Raw genomic sequence first — 15,409 nt, 5'->3', positions numbered from 1 at the left:
ATTCATCTCGCAATATCCGGTTTTCAAGGTTCCCGCCTCCCCTTCCGGGGGGCCTCGCCGCCTCCCTTCCGGGCGAGCGGCGCAAGGAGATACTTTACCTTCCCGTTGCCATCCTGTCAAGAACTTTTTTCAAGAACTTTCGAAGATTTTCGAGATGCCGTTGAAACGGACTCGCAATCTTCGTGCTCCTAAAAGCTCTCTTCAGAAGGAACGACCCACGCTCTCCTCAAGCGCGGGTTTTGTATAATACCGGTAAGCTATTACCAACGCAATGGGAAAATGCAAGTTTTTGAAAACTTTTCGACACCTTTTGGTAAAACGCCTGATGAAGCACTATTAAGCTTCAAGCTTATCGTGGATGGCGCCACATATCCTTCAAACTTGCGCTTATTCGGCGTGGTGACCCTTGCCCGAAGCGCCCTTTCCCTGGCCTACCCCCTGCCCGTGGCCGTTGCCAGAGGGGCCGTCGTGACCGGATCCCCAGCCTGCGCCGCCTTGCTGGCCGCCCTCCCCCTCTGGCTCGCCGCCTTCGAGGGCGGCGATACGGCTGCGCAGCTCATGCATGCTCATGGAGGCACAGTCTTCGAGCGTCAAGCTGCTGTCCAGCTCCAGCAGGCGGAGTGCCGCCTGATAGCGGCCTGCACCCATGCCGGCAGCCGAAGCGGCCGCGCGCGTCTCCGCGTCAACCGTATGACAGGAGCCCTCGCAAGGCAGGCTGCGCAGGCAGGCGTCGCTTTGCGTGCGCAGCGTGTCGGACTGGCCTGCATCGTTGGAAGCCACGCTTATCGCAATGTAGGCATCGCTTTCCAGGTAAGGCGCGAAGGCGGTGCTCGAGGTGAGCGTTGCCACGGCGCTGTCGTAGGGCTTTCCCGTAACCGATACGTCACGGAGCAGAGCCTCGCCGTCCTCGTTGTAGGCCTTCGCCGAGACAACGATGTCAAAGCGGTTGATGCCAAGCTCGATAGACGGATTCACATCGATGCCCACGAATGCCGTCTCCTCGAAGTACAGGCGGGAGCCTATGAGGCCCACGGCCGTCAGCGCCAAGCACGCTGCAAGGGCGATGGCGGCACGGCGCCACTTCACAATGCGCGGCGCAGGGGGCTTCGAAGGCAAAGCTTCCCTGGGCTGTACCAGATCGTCGATGGCGGCAAGCGTGCGCGCCCTCACTTCGGGAGGAAGCGACACCTCATCGAAGGCCTCGCGAACGCGTTGCTCCAAATCGTTCATGAGAGGGCCTCCTTCAGAAGCATCTTGCCACGTGCAATCCACGAGTACACGGTGTTGACGGGCGCGTCGACCATCGTCGCGATTTCCGGGGCGGTGTAGCCTTCATAGAGAGAAAGGTAGAGGGGCGTGCGCGGCGGGTCGGTCAGTCCGCGCAGGGCGTCCACGACCTCGCTCGAAAACGATGCGGGCTGCATCGCCTCGTCGCAGGACACGAGCTTGTCGCCGCAGGCGCCTTCGTCAAGGGGAACGTTCGCGCGGCTGGATGCCTTGAGCATGTCCTTGCAGGTGTTGGCAGCCACGCGAATGAGCCAGGCCTTGCGATGCTCGTCGTCGTTGAACGAGACGGTGTCGGCAAGGGCGTATTTGACCATGGTGTCCTGGAACGCATCCTGGGCATCGGCCGAAGCACGAAAGTAGAGGACGCACACACGCCACACCGTGGAGCCGTGAGCGTCCATCGCCTGCTCTATGTCCTCGTGCGGCCTCATGCCCTGCCCGGTGCGACGACGGCGCTAGCAGCCGCGGCCGTGATGGCCGCGGCCCGCGCCGGCCCCCTGGCCGTGACCGTGGCCGGCGCCGTTGCCCGGGCAGGTGCCTGCCTCGTAGTTGTCGCACGTGCCGTTGCCGTCCGCATCGACGTAGCCGGCACCCTGGCCACAGCCGTTGCCTTGACCGGCGCACGCGCCGCTGGCGTAGTTGTCGCAGACACCGTCGTTGTCGGCGTCGACATAGCCGCGATGGTGTCCGCCCTGCGCGCACGTGCCGGCTGCGTAGTTGTCGCAAACGCCATCGTTATCGGCATCGACATAGCCCGGACACGCGGGCGCGGCGGTCGATGCCGCCTCGACGGCCTTCTGCGCCGCCGGCGCCGAATCGGCAATCCCCCGCACGACGACAGGCTCCGTCGTCGTGGCGCCGCCCTGGGCGCTGGCGAAGGCGATGGTGGGCACGGCGGCAACTGCCAGCAACGCGACAAGGGCGATGGCGACGGTTCTCTTCTTCATGCTTCGGTCCTCCTGGTTGGTTCGGTTCGCTTCTTCCTTCACCGCTAACACGAGCGGGCGAGGCGAATCCTTGCAACGTTTTCCAAATTCTTTCCCTTGATGCGAAAAAGCCCGCCCCGCCAAGGGCGGAACGGGCCTTCGTCGGCAGATTTCCTAGACCAGGCGCACGAACTTGCGCTTGCCTACCTGGAGCGTGGCACCCGCCAGCATCGCCGGGTCCACGTTGTAGGACTTGGCGGGAACGGGCTCGCCGTTCACCTTCACGCCGCCGCCGTCGATGAGGCGCCGGGCCTCGCCGGCGCTGGCGGCCAGGCCCGCATCGGCGAGGAGCTTGGCCAGGTAGACGGTGCCCTCGTCGTTGGGGGCGAGGTCGGCCGCGAACTCGGGGATGTCGTCGGGCACGGCGTGCTGCTTGAACACGAGGTCGAACTGCTCCTCGGCCGCCTGCGCCGCGGCCTCGTCGTAGTAGGCCGCCACGATGTTGCGCGCCAGCGCGCGCTTCACCTTGTTGGGATGCAGCTCGTCGGCTGCCAGGCCGCGCTCGATCTCGTCGATCTCGCCCACCGGCAGCGCGGAGGCCAGGCGGTAGTACTTCACCATGAGCTCGTCGGGGATGGACATGACCTTGCCGAACATGTCGGCCGGCTCGTCGGTGAGGCCGATGTAGTTGCCGTAGCTCTTGGACATCTTCTGTACGCCGTCGGTGCCTTCGAGCAGGGGCAGCGTCAGGCACACCTGCGGCTCCATGCCCATCTTCTCCATGAGCTCGCGGCCGGCCAGCAGGTTGAACAGCTGGTCGGTGCCGCCGAGCTCCACGTCGGCCTCGATGACCACCGAGTCGTAGGCCTGCATGAGCGGGTAAAGGAACTCGTGCAGGCTGATGGACTGGTTCGACGTGTAGCGGTTGTGGAAGTCGTCGCGCTCGAGGATGCGGGCCACCGTGAAGTTGCTGGCCAGCTTCAAGAGGCCCTCCATGTTGAGGGACAGCAGCCACTCGGAGTTGTAGCGCAGCGTGGTCTTCTCGGGATCGAGGATCTTGAAGGCTTGGTCCACATAGGTTTGAGCGTTGGCCTTGATCTGCTCTGACGTGAGCTGCGGGCGCGTGGAGTTACGGCCCGACGGGTCGCCGATGAGCGCGGTGCCGTCGCCGATGATGAGCGTGACGCCATGGCCGAGATCCTGGAACTGGCGGAGCTTCCGCAGTGGCACGGCATGCCCGAGGTGGATGTCGGGTGCCGTGGGGTCCACGCCCAGCTTGATGTTGAGGGGCTTGCCGCGCTTGAGCTTCTCGAGCAGCGCGCTTTCCGGCACGATCTGCGCCGCGCCGGAGGCGATGGTGTGCAGTTGTTCTTCAGCGGATAGCATCGATCTCTCTCCTTACCATATATAGTGTTGGAGATTCTAGCACATCGGTGGTCGACAAGGGGCGTTTCACATGCCCGGGATTGCGGGGCCGGCTTGCGGGGGTGACATTATCCCCGTCCCTCTGTCACCCCCTGATCGTGGTGCTTCCCCCTTACGAAACCCCTCGGTAGAGGTGGCCGCTGGTGGTGCCGGGAGTCTTGGCGAGCGCATTGCCGTCGCGCTGGGCCACGTCGCGGGCGCGGACGGCGCGGGCCACGGCGGCGGCCGTCTCCTCGACGTTCATGAGCGTGGCATCCACCATGAGCCCCGAGAGGCCGGTTGCAATGAGGTCGGGGACCACCTGGGCCACGTCGAGCACCACGCCGTTGTACACGTGGCTGCGTCCCAGCGCATCGGTGACGACGGGGAACTCGTAGTCCTTGCGGTCCTTGAGGTAGTGCGGGCTCTTGCGGCGCGCGCACTCGTCGCATCGCTCGTTGCACGGTCCCTGGCTCATGAGCAGGCAGTGCTCGCACACCATGAGCTCCTGCGCCCCCATGATGGTCAGGCCGAGCGCGACGGGCGCGTTCTCGGCTAGGTCGGCCACCTGGCCGAGCGTGAGCTCGGGCGAGAGCCACACGCGCTCGACCCCCCAGTCGGCCATCGTTTCGAGCGAGAGGCGGTTCACAAGCGGCAGATGCGGGCCCGCCTCCACGACGGCGCCCAGCTCGGCGGCGCGCTGCACCGCGCCCAGGCTCTCTGCGAGCACGGGCTTCCCGGGCTTCACGTAGCGCCAGGGGTCGAAGCCGAGCAGATCCTCGCGGGTGCCGGCCACCGGGTCATGGTCGACCACGGGCAGCGCCGTGACGCACTGCTTCGGGTAGCCGGCCTGCTCTGCCGTGCCCGTGCGCTGGCCGGCGATGACCGCCTCGCCGCGCTTGTAGTTGAGGGCCGGAACGTAGACCGTATCGGCGCCGGCGCGCTTGGCGGCGCGCGCGCAGGCGGGGTTCGTCACCCATGCGGCAACCGTGCAGCCCCGGCGCTCGGCCGGAACCCGGCGGGGCCGCTCCTGCACGCGCGGCAGGGCGCGGTTGCGATAGGGGGCCAACAGGCTCGCGCTTAGGTTGTCGAGCGCGTCGGCACGCACGCGGTGCAGCTGGGAGAAGCCGATGCCCACGTTCTCGTCGAGGTCGATATCGAGCGCATCGAGCTGGAACGGCGTCTGCCCGAGCCGGTCGATATGCGCCCGGACGTCCGTCGCGGCCACGGCCTTCGTACGCGCTGCCTCCACGACGTCGCCCTCCGCCACGCCGATGGCGCCGGCGGCATCGGCCTCCGCGCCGGCGAGCCGAAACTCGATGCGCAGCGGCTCGCCGATGCGCAGCCGCGCCGAACCGACCACGCGCATGCTCGGCGCCAACGGGTCGTCGGCGAAGCCGGTGGCGGCGTTGCGCACGCGGAACACACGGTCGCCCTTGCCCACCGCCCGCTGCGGAGCCGTGCGCACGTTGCCCGCCTTGTCGGCCTCGAGGGGGCCGAGCGTGTGGGCGAAGTGACCCTTGTTCGTCCAGAATTCCAGCACGTCACCCTCGTGCAGCTCCTCCTCGGCGGCGATAGCCGCCACCCCGTCGCGCGCGTAGGCCACGCGGCCTACGAAGACGCCGCGGTTGTTGGGGCGCCCGTAGCTCATGATGTCGTTGCCGCGCTGGCCCGTGAGGTACGCGGTGGTGAAGCCGCGCGAGAATGCCTCCTCGAGCGCGCGGCGCTCGTCGCCGGTGGCGCGCACGGGGGCATCCTCCCCTATCGCGCCCATCGCGCACGCGGCCAGCACGCGGTCGAGCACCGCCCGGTAGGCGGACGTCACCGCGAACACGTAGTCGGCGGACTTCATGCGCCCCTCTATCTTGAGCGAGGCGGCACCGGCCGCCACCAGCTCGGGCATGAGGTCGATGGCGCAGAGGTCCTGAGGCGAGAGCAGGTGCTCGCCCGGCGACGGCAGCTCCTTGCGCTGTGCGCGGTTGCGCAGCTCGTAGGGAAGCCGGCACGCCTGGGCGCACAGGCCCCGGTTCGCCGAGCGGCCGCCGATCATCGAGGACATGAAGCACTGGCCCGAATAGCACACGCACAGGGCACCGTGGGCGAACGCCTCGACTTCCAGGCCGAAGTCGGACGCAACGCCGGCCAGGTGCTCAACTTCTGCCAGGGACAGCTCGCGCGCGAGCGTCACGCGGCGCGCGCCCAGCTTGGCGGCCGCCTCGATGCCGGCTGCGTTGTGGGTGTTCATCTGCGTGGAGATATGCAGGCGCGCCTGGGGAAGCGACCGGGCGAGCTCGGCGGCCACGCCCACGTCCTGCACGATGAAGGCATCGGCGCCGGCCCGGTACGCCTGCCGCGCGCACTCCAGGGCGCGGTCGACCTCCGAGGGCAAGATGGCGGTGTTCAGCGTCACGTACACGCGCACGCCGCGCAGATGCGCGTAGTCGCAGGCCTCGCCAAGGGTCTCAAGCGTGAAGTTGTCGGCGTTGCGCCGTGCGTTGAACGCGTCCAATCCCAGGTAGACGGCATCCGCCCCACCTGCCACCGCCGCGTGCAGCGCCTCTGCGCCCCCCGCCGGGGCAAGCAGTTCCACGGACGGCAGCGCCGTGCCTTGCTGGTTCGACATAGTTGCTTCCTAACTGCGTATCTCATGCGACCGCACGTGCATTATGCGTGCGAGCAGCCGCTTTATGCTCTTTTCTGTGCGCCGGCCCGCGTTGTAACGGTTCGGCAACGGCAGTATGGTAGTATAGTCGAACCATGAAAATACGGCGAAAACAGCGCGAAACGCGCACCCATGCCGCGAAATGGCTCCTGCTTGTCGCAGCAGCGGCTTTCTGCTTCGTGGCGTATCAAGGCGTCCAGGGCGTGCTTCACGTCATAGACGATTGGACGAGCGACCTCCCCAGCCTGTCGAGCACCGACGCGTTCAACTACGCGCAGGAGTCGACGATGTACGCGGGCGACCAGAGCACGCTTTTGGCCGAGTTCCAGCTTGAGAAGCGCGACCCGCTCGCCTCGGCCGACCAGGTGAGCCCCTACGTGCTCAAGGGCACGGTGGACACCGAGGACGTGCGCTTCTACGAGCATACCGGCGTGGACCTTCCCGGCATCGCACGCGCCGTGCTCGTCAACCTGGGCGGCGGGGCGCTCGAGGGCGCCTCCACCATCACGCAGCAGCTCGTGCGCAACACCGTGCTGTCCGAGGAGGCCAACGACATCTCGTTCGAGCGCAAGATCCGCGAAGCGCAGCTGGCGGTGGACATGGAGAAGATGTACTCCAAAGACGAGATACTCCTCATGTACCTTAACACCATCAACTACGGCGACGGCTGCTACGGCATAGAGGCGGCGGCGCAGAACTACTTCCAGGTGTCGGCGCTCGACTTGACGCTGTCGCAGGCTGCCGCCCTTGTGGGCATCCCCCAGTCGCCGACGTACCTCAACCCAAAGGAGAACCCGGAGGCCTGCCAGGAGCGCCGCAACGTGGTGCTCGACCGCATGCTCACGGCCGGCGACATCACGCAGGAGGAGCACGATGCAGCCCAAGCGGTGCCGCTGGAGGAGGATCTGAACCTGGCCGGCGATCCGCCCAGCCAGGGAATCTACGCCTATCCTTACTTTACCAGCTATGTCCGTGACCTTCTGACGGCCGAGAACAACCCCTTCGGCCTCTCCTATGCCGACCTGTTCGAGGGCGGCTACACCATCTACACGTCGCTCGACCCGGCCATGCAGGAGAAGGCTGAAGCGGCCTGCGCCGCCCAAAACGAGGTCATTGCCGATAATCTCGAGTCCTCCATCGTGGCCGTCGAACCAAGTACGGGCTACATAAAAGCCCTCGTGGGCGGCAAGGACTATTTCTCTAACCAATGGAACGTCGCCACGCAGGGAGGCCAGCCGACAGGATCGTCGTTCAAGCCGTTCACCTTGGCGGCAGCCATCGAGCAGGGCATCAATCCCGCAACGATGATCGACTGCACGAACCCGATGACCATAACGGGCGGCAAAGAGCTTTGGAACTTCGGCAATACCAACTACGGGATACGCAGCATCGCAAGCGCCACCACCGTGTCGTCGAATACCGGCTACTACCGACTTGCCGAAAAAGTGACCCCTGCCGCCATGAACGAGATGGCGCAACGCCTCGGGGCGAACTTCGAAACGCAGAACCTGCCTATTGCCACGCTGGGCACGGAGAACGTCACGCCCCTCGATATGGCGAAAGCCTACGCCACCTTTGCTACCGGAGGGATGCGACACGAGGCGGTAGCCGTGACGAAGATCGTGGACAAGAACGGCAACGTGGTCTACGAGGCACCGACCAGCGACGAGGGAGAGCGTGTGATCTCCGAAGAGGTGGCGGGTGCCGTGACCAAGGTGCTTCGCACGGTTTTCGAATCTTCTGACGGCACCGCCTACGGCATGATGCCGACGAACGGGCAACCGGTGGCGGGCAAGACGGGCACCGTGCAGGAATTTCGCGGACACTGGCTCGTAGGATACTCGCCGCAACTCTCGTGCGCCGCTTGGATCGGCAGCCGCAATTACGAACAGACCGACGAGGACCTCACTGCCAACTATCTGTGGAGGGACTTCATGTCGAGGGCCCTCGCGGGTACGGAGATCGTGCAATTCCCCGAGACGAAGGATCCCGAGTACAAGAACCCCTTCAACACGGAGCAGAAGGAGAAGTACGCGAAGCAAACGCAGGAAGAGAAGGACAAGGAGCTCGCCGCGAAGGCGGCGGGTGCCGTGGGGCTTTCCCTAAGCGATGCCGCCTCCCTGCTGAACGGGTACGACGTCACCTATACCGAAGAGTATTCGAGCAGCGTCGCAGCGGGCATCGTCATCAGCCAGAGCGTGCAGAACGGCAAGATCGTGCTCGTGGTATCGAAGGGACCGAAGCCGGTTGACCCAACACCCACGCCTACACCTACCCCGACGCCCGACCCGGATCCACCTCCCGACCCGGACCCAACCCCCGACCCTCCGCCTGACAGCACGGGATGATTCGACGTTTTGCCCTTGCATAGAAACGCCCCCCTTCCACGAACTTGAGGAAGGGGGGCGTTTTGGTTGGAAGAACAGGCTGCCGCTAGTTCTTCTCGGAGGCCTTGTTGTCGCCCGACTGGAGCTTGCCGATGCCCTCGTCGTACTGGCTCTTGATATCGGCTATACGCTGGTCGTACGTCGAATAGTCGAAAGGCTGCGCCTCGGTGGCGCTGTCGATTTCCGTGTAGAGCTCGATGTAGGCGTTCAGGGCGTCCTTCAGCTTGTTCGTGCCGTCGACGTACTCCTGCTGGATGTCCTTGAGATCGTCGGGGACGTTCAGCTTGCCCAGCTCGTCGAGCGCCTTGTAGGCGTTGTCGGCCTGTGTCCGCATGCCTACCAGGTCGCCGCGCGACACGGCGTCGGTGAAGCCGTCGAGCCGGCTCTGCAGATCTTCCATCGTCTGGTTGACCTGCGTCATGTACTGTCGGTTCTCGGACTGCTGCTTCGTCGCGGCGCTTTCCTGCGATGCGCAGCCGGCGAGCGCGGCAACCGCCACGAAGGCCGCGCACATGACGCCGACGGCTTTGATGAGCATGGAACGTTTCATGTACAACCTACTTCCCTTTCGAGTAAAGCGCCGCTTGGATGCGGCGCGTGAAAACAACCTGCAAACAGTGTACCTGTTATGCGGCGAGCATTTGAAGTGTGCGCGACCAAATCGTTGGCAGAGAGAAACTTGCCGCAGACGGGGTCGTCGGATCGGGCGTGGGCTCAGGATCGGGGGTCGGCTCCGGTTCCGGATCGGGCGTGGGCTCGGGGTCCGGGGTGGGCTCGGGGTCCGGGGTTGGAGCCGGATCGGGCTTGTCGGTCCCACCGCCGGATGGCCCTCCCGGCGTGTTGGATCCGTTAGTGCCACCCGAGTTCGAGCCGTTGTTGGTCCCGTTCGCGCTGTTGGAATCGGTGTCTTTGTCCTTCTTGTCCGAGTCTTTCGAAGTATCCTCGCCCGAAGAGCCGGCGGTGCCCCCGATGCCGTACTTCGCATCGGTATAGGCCTTATACGGCGGATTGGCGGCATTGGCGAAATCGACCGCAGGCTGCCCTTCGAGCACCACGTTCATGAAGCTGGCAAAGGCGCTTGCCACCGTCACCGACGGCGGGATTGATTCGCAGGAGTTGTCTCCAAAGTAATCGCGACGGTCGCCAAGCCAGAAAGCCACCGACATCTGGGGCGTCACGCCGCAGAACCAACTGTCCTTGTAATCGTCCGAGGTGCCCGTCTTGCCTGCGACAACTTGCCCGTTCGCCAAGGCGGCATCGGTGCCGGTGCCCTCGGAGCTCTGCACGACGCCCTCCATAACCTTGAGGGCCGCATGGGCGACCTCGGGCTCGAGCACCCGCTCTCCCTCGGTGGTGGTATTATCCACGACCAGCTCGTCATCGCGATTGTAAACTTGCAGGACGGGGGTGGTGTTGTGGTGGACGCCCCCGCTGGCAAGCGTGGCGTAGGCCTCGGCCATCTCGAGGGGCGTCACCGCATCGACGCCCAACGTGATGGAACCGGTGCTCGACAGATTGGAATGGATGCCCATCTCCTTCGCAACCGAAGCCACGGCGTCGGGCCCGAGCGACAGACAGAGGCGCGCGAAACCGGTATTCGAGGACACGGCGAATGCACGCGCGATGCTGCGGGTGCCGTACTCCGTCTTGTTGATGTTCTCGACGGACCACCCGGGGAACTTCGCCGTGGCCGAGCAGTTGATGAGGGTCTGCGGATCGATACCCGCCTTGATAGCCGCCACCAGGGTGAACGTCTTGAACGAGGAACCCGACTGACGGCCGGCCCCGCCGGTGCCCGTTGCGAGGTTCACCTGGCTCTCAGAGTAATCCCTGCCCCCGACGAGCGCCTTGATGTGGCCCGTCTCGGGGTCGACGGCCGCCATGGCAGACTCGAACACGTTGTCAAGGCCGGCAGTCCCATTTGCCTGGGCGGCCTTGTCCCTCGCCGCCTGCTCCGCCGCCTCCTGGGCGGTGACGTCGAGCGTCGTGACGATGGTGAACCCGCCCTTGAGTATCTCCGCCTCCGACATTCCCAGCTCTTCCTTGAGCTCTTGGCGCATGTAGCTGGTGAAGTACGGGTAGGCGAGGATGCCGTCGTTCGTGGGGATGGTCTCGTTGACCTCGAGGGGAGCCTGCTGCGCCGCGTCGTGCTCCTCCTGGGTGATATAGCCATTCGACAGCATCCGGTCGAGCACGAGATTGCGTCGCTCTATGCAGTTCTTGCCGCCGTCGACAAGCGGGTTGTTGTAAGACGGCGACTGGGGAATGCCCACGAGGGCGGCAGCCTCGGCCAGCGTCAGGTCGGTCGCGTCCTTCGAGAAGTAGCGCTGCGAGGCGGCCTGGATGCCGTACGTGGCATTGCCGTAGTTGATGGTGTTGAGGTACATGCGCAGTATCTCGTCTTTCGAGTACACTTCCTCGAGCTTGACGGAAAGGTACATCTCGCGCACCTTGCGCTTGATGGAGATCTCATCCATCTCGTCGGAGAGGATGGTGTTGCGCACGAACTGCTGCGTGATGGTCGAGGCACCCTCGCGACCCGATCCGGTGATGTTCACCACGAGTGCACGGGCGATGCCGGCCAGGTCGAAGCCGCCGTGCTCGTAGAAGCGCTCGTCCTCGGTTGCCACCGTTCCGTCGAGAACATACTGGCTGATCTGGTTCAGCTCAACCGGCTCGCGGTTGTCCAGCTGGAATTTGGCAAGCTGGACGGTCTTGGTGCTGTCCCACGCCTCGCTCGGGAGCGAGGTATTGAGATTGTCCGTATTCGAGACATCGTACTCCGTCAGATCGCCGATCCAGGACATGCCGAGGGCGTAGACGCCCACGCCGCCGGCGACGATTACGGCCGCCAGCACGCTGACGACGACGAGCAGCCCGATCTTGGGATGCTTCTTCTTGGCACTGGGCCGGTTCTTCATTGAACGTGAAGCCACGTGAACACCTCCAAAAAACTTTCGCCATTGTATCATCGGGGGACAGGCCCTCTTGAATCAACACAAGTTTGTTGGAAAATGGTCACAAGGCAAAAGGGCCGATGAGAGGCATAAAAATGCCGCCGGATAATCCGGCGGCATGAACGCGAGGTTGAAGGTGCGTGACAGGGGGACGGGGATAATGTCACGCCCACGGGGCTCTCACAACCTTCAGGCAGATACGGGGGCGTGACATTATCCCCGTCCCCCTGTCACGCCCTAGCTGGCTAGAGCGCGGCCTCATCGGCGGCGAGAACCTGCTTCGCGAGCGCCAGCTGCTCGGCCACGACGGCATGGCCCGTGCCGCCCTCGGTGGTGCGGGCGGCCACGATGGCGTCGAGGTCGAGTGCGGAGGTGATGTCGGCCTCGAAAAGGCTGCTCTCGGCCTGGAAGTCCGCGAGCGCGAGGTCGTCCAGGTCGCAGCCGCGTTGCTCGCACAACAGCACGAGGTGCCCCACCACCTCGTGGGCGCGGCGGAACGGCATGCCCTTCTTCGCCAGGTAGTCGGCCACGTCGGTGGCGGCCAGGTAGCCCTTCTTCGCCTGGGCGCGCATGCTCTCGGGCTTCACGGCCATCGTCTCGATCATGCCGGCGGCGCACACGAGGCAGTCCTCGAGCGTCTTGGCGGCGTCGATGGCTCCCTCCTTGTCCTCCTGCAGGTCCTTGTTGTACGCGAGCGGCAGCGCCTTCATGGTGACGAGCAGCGCCACGAGGTCGCCCACCACACGCCCGGTCTTTCCGCGGATGAGCTCGGCGAAGTCGGGGTTCTTCTTCTGCGGCATGATGGACGATCCCGTGGAGAACGCGTCGGAGAGCTCGATGAAGTCGAACTCGGCCGTGGACCACAGCACGATCTCCTCGCACAGACGCGACAGGTGCATGCACGACACGCTGCACGCGTAGGACAGGTCGAGCAGGAAGTCGCGGTCGGACACGGCATCGAGCGAGTTGGGGATCACGCGCGAGAAGCCGAGCGACTCCGCCGTCATCTGGCGATCGAGCGGGTACGTGGTGCCGGCGAGGGCCGCCGCTCCCAGCGGGCTCGCGTCGGCGGCACGATGGGCGGCGGCCAGGCGCTCGAAGTCGCGCGCGAGCATCCACACGTAGGCGAGCATGTGGTGCGCGAACAGCACGGGCTGGGCGTGCTGCAGGTGCGTGTAGCCCGGCATGATGACGTCCGGATGCGCCTCGGCCTGCTTGACGAGCGCCTGGCGCAGAGCGACGTTGGCCGCCATGAGGTCCTCGCAGCGCTGCTTGGCGAACAGGCGCGTGTCGGTGGCCACCTGGTCGTTGCGGCTGCGGCCCGTGTGCAGGCGCGCGCCGGCGTCGCCGACGTCCGCGATCAGCGCGCGCTCCACCGACATGTGGATGTCCTCGTCGTTGACGTCGAAGGCGAACTCCCCCGCCTCGATGCGCTCCTGCACGCGCCCGAGCCCGCCCGCGATGGCGTCGGCGTCGGCCTGCGCGATGACGCCCGCCTTCGCCAACATAGCCGCGTGCGCCTTCGAGCCGGCGATGTCCTGCGCATAGAGCGCCTTGTCAACCGGAAGCGAGGCGCCGAAGCGCTGCGTGAACTCGCTCACGTTCTCCGTGAACCTGCCTGACCAGAGTGCCATGGGTTTCCTTTCGCTTACGCCAAGACGGCTTCTGCTTCTTCGACCACTTGCTGGCCGAGCGGGGTGACGTCCTCGTACTTGCCCTTCTTGAGAGGGCCCTGCTGCTTCTCGGCATCGAAGAGCTCGGCCGGGGCGCCCTCCTGCCGACGGTTCGAGGCCCACGTCTTGCCGGAGAGCGTCTGCAGCTTGATGAAGCCCTTGGCGGCCGTATGGTCGAACGCGTCGTCCTTATCGTAGGTGGCCAGCGCGTAGTCGTAGAGCGAGTAGGCGCTCTTCCGGCCGACCACCGTGCAGGAGCCCTTGTAGAACTTGAGCCTCACCGTGCCGGACAGGCAGCGCTGGGTGGACGCCATGAACGCGTCGATGGCCTCCTTGAGCGGCGAGAACCACTGGCCGTTGTACACGGCGGTGGCCCAAGCCTGCTCCATGCCCAGCTTGTAATGCAGCACTTCCCGCTCGAGCACGAGGTCCTCGAGCGCCTTGTGCGCCTGGATGAGCGCGAGGCCCGCCGGCACCTCGTAGCACTCGCGGCTCTTCACGCCCACGAGCCGGTTCTCGATCATGTCGATGCGGCCGTAGCCGTGCTTGCCGGCGATCTCGTTCAGCGCGTAGATGATGCCGAGGAAGCTCTTCTGGTCGCCGTTGATCATGTAGGGCAGGCCGCGCGCGAACGTGAGCTCAACGTATTCGGGCTGGTCGGGAGCCTGCATCGGATCGCTCGTCATGGTGTAGATGTCCGCCGGCGGCTCGGTCCACGGGTCCTCCAGCACGCCGCACTCGATGGCCCGGCCCCACAGGTTGTCGTCGATGGAGTACGGCGACTTCTTGGTGGTGGGCACCTCGATGCCGTGGGCCTGCGCCCACTCCATCTCCTCGGGCCGGGTCTTGAGCTCCCACTCGCGCACCGGGGCGAGGATCTCGATGTCGGGGTCCAGCATCGTGATGCTCGACTCGAAGCGCACCTGGTCGTTGCCCTTACCCGTGCAGCCGTGCGCGATGTACTTCGCGCCGAACTTGTGGGCGGCATCCACGAGGTGCTTGGAGATGAGCGGCCGCGACAGCGCCGAGACCAGCGGGTACTTGTTCTCGTACATGGCGTTGGCAGCGAGCGCCTTGGCCAGGTACTCCTTGGCGAACGTCTCCCGCATGTCCACCACCAGGCAGTCGAGCGCGCCGGATTTGAGCGCCTTCTGCTTGATCTTCTCGAGGCCCTCGTGCTCCTGTCCCACGTCGCCCACGACGGCGATGACGTCGACGCCCTTGTTCTCCTGGAGCCACTTGATGCAGCACGACGTGTCGAGGCCACCCGAGTATGCCAGTACCGCTTTTTCCTTCTGATCTGCCATGATGAATCCCTTTCCTGCGTTTGCTTTTTCTTTTTGTTTTAGCTGGTTCGTGCCCGGGTCTCCGATGCGGGTACGGGTTGGCCTTGGCTCCGCCCTGCCGTTCTCGGCGTGCGGATACACGGGGTCCCGTGTGCATCGCGGCTTTTCGCGGTGGCGTGAGCGCCGGGCGGCTCTCACGACTTCATGCTGCTGGGCAGCCTTGGGGGAAAGGAGGGAGAAAAGCGTCCCTCGCGCTAAAGTAGACGACTAACGTCGTCGCAGTCGGTCGATGGCACGCTCAACTTCAAGAGCGGCCTCGGGGCTCTCGGCAGCGATCATGATCGTGTTGTCGCCGGCAACGGTGCCGAGCGCGCCGCGCAAGCTCGCTTTATCGAGCGCAGCGGAGACGCCGGCGGCTCCGCCGGAGAACGTCTTGACCACGATGAGATTGCCTGCCACGTGTACCTCTTCAACCAGTTCGGAAACCATGCGCTGGAGGCGCATTTCCTCCGGCAGCACGTAATAGCCTTCGCGCGACTTCACCAGGCCCATGTCCATGATGTCCCGAGAGATGGTGGCCTGGGTGCAATCGTAGCCTGCGGCTTGCAGCTGATCGGCGAGATCGCGCTGCGTCTTGACATTATGCTCGCGAATGATATCGCGGATGATGTCATGCCGTTGCTGACGTTTCCTCATGCCCTCGACTCTCCTTGCGGAGCACTATCACATACAGTTTCACAGCCATTCGCACGGTTATGCAGAAAAGCGCAAGACCGGCAAAATTTATGCAGTAAATAGTACCTCATGACACTGCGTTTGCGAAGTAT

At 64.8% G+C, this 15,409-nt stretch carries 11 protein-coding genes; 1 reads left to right on the top strand and 10 read right to left on the bottom strand.

Annotated elements, in window-relative coordinates; genetic code table 11:
• Positions 1-387 precede the first annotated feature (387 nt).
• The 5 genes from K9U15_RS04690 to K9U15_RS04670 form a co-directional block, all read right to left on the bottom strand.
• A complete protein-coding gene (locus K9U15_RS04690; protein WP_096227120.1) occupies positions 388-1,230 on the bottom strand; it encodes a hypothetical protein in 843 nt (280 codons plus the stop codon).
• Positions 1,227-1,718 (bottom strand): RNA polymerase sigma factor, encoded by a 492-nt coding sequence (locus K9U15_RS04685; RefSeq protein ID WP_015538618.1) that lies wholly within the window; start codon positions 1,716-1,718, stop codon positions 1,227-1,229. The genes K9U15_RS04690 and K9U15_RS04685 overlap by 4 nt, the downstream gene beginning before the upstream one ends.
• 24 nt (positions 1,719-1,742) lie before the next feature.
• Complete coding sequence (locus K9U15_RS04680; protein WP_096227121.1) at positions 1,743-2,234, bottom strand: hypothetical protein; 492 nt, start codon at positions 2,232-2,234, stop codon at positions 1,743-1,745.
• Positions 2,235-2,387: 153 nt separating this feature from the next.
• The gene (tyrS, locus tag K9U15_RS04675; protein WP_096227122.1) at positions 2,388-3,599 is read right to left on the bottom strand and encodes a tyrosine--tRNA ligase; all 1,212 of its coding nucleotides are present in this window, start codon (positions 3,597-3,599) and stop codon (positions 2,388-2,390) included.
• 151 nt (positions 3,600-3,750) lie between these two features.
• Positions 3,751-6,240 carry a U32 family peptidase gene (locus K9U15_RS04670; protein WP_301155674.1) on the bottom strand — a complete coding sequence of 830 codons (2,490 nt, stop codon included), beginning with the start codon at positions 6,238-6,240 and terminating at the stop codon, positions 3,751-3,753.
• Positions 6,241-6,482: 242 nt separating this feature from the next.
• Between K9U15_RS04670 and K9U15_RS04665 the strand changes: the two genes are divergently transcribed.
• Positions 6,483-8,627 (top strand): transglycosylase domain-containing protein, encoded by a 2,145-nt coding sequence (locus K9U15_RS04665; protein ID WP_367316864.1) that lies wholly within the window; start codon positions 6,483-6,485, stop codon positions 8,625-8,627.
• An 85-nt stretch (positions 8,628-8,712) separates the two neighbouring features.
• On the opposite strand, the gene K9U15_RS04660 is transcribed toward K9U15_RS04665, so the two are convergent.
• The 5 genes from K9U15_RS04660 to K9U15_RS04640 all read right to left on the bottom strand — a co-directional run bounded on the left by K9U15_RS04660 (position 8,713) and on the right by K9U15_RS04640 (position 15,278).
• Complete coding sequence (locus K9U15_RS04660; protein WP_087192071.1) at positions 8,713-9,216, bottom strand: hypothetical protein; 504 nt, start codon at positions 9,214-9,216, stop codon at positions 8,713-8,715.
• Positions 9,217-9,292: 76 nt separating this feature from the next.
• Positions 9,293-11,602, bottom strand: coding sequence for a transglycosylase domain-containing protein (locus K9U15_RS04655; protein ID WP_301155672.1), 2,310 nt, complete (start codon positions 11,600-11,602; stop codon positions 9,293-9,295).
• A 266-nt stretch (positions 11,603-11,868) separates the two neighbouring features.
• Complete coding sequence (argH, locus tag K9U15_RS04650) at positions 11,869-13,257, bottom strand: argininosuccinate lyase (RefSeq protein ID WP_096227126.1); 1,389 nt, start codon at positions 13,255-13,257, stop codon at positions 11,869-11,871.
• A gap of 14 nt (positions 13,258-13,271) precedes the next feature.
• Positions 13,272-14,603 (bottom strand): argininosuccinate synthase, encoded by a 1,332-nt coding sequence (locus tag K9U15_RS04645; RefSeq protein ID WP_154248318.1) that lies wholly within the window; start codon positions 14,601-14,603, stop codon positions 13,272-13,274.
• A gap of 246 nt (positions 14,604-14,849) precedes the next feature.
• Positions 14,850-15,278, bottom strand: a complete 429-nt coding sequence (locus tag K9U15_RS04640; RefSeq protein ID WP_015538624.1) for an arginine repressor — start codon at positions 15,276-15,278, stop codon at positions 14,850-14,852.
• Between the last annotated feature and the right edge of the window lie 131 nt (positions 15,279-15,409).

The organism is Gordonibacter sp. RACS_AR68, from assembly GCF_030418485.1.
In the GTDB taxonomy this organism is placed as follows: Bacteria; Actinomycetota; Coriobacteriia; order Coriobacteriales; family Eggerthellaceae; genus Gordonibacter; species Gordonibacter urolithinfaciens.
Note: the sequence above shows the minus strand (reverse complement) of the source record. Positions and strands in the feature narration are given on the sequence as shown.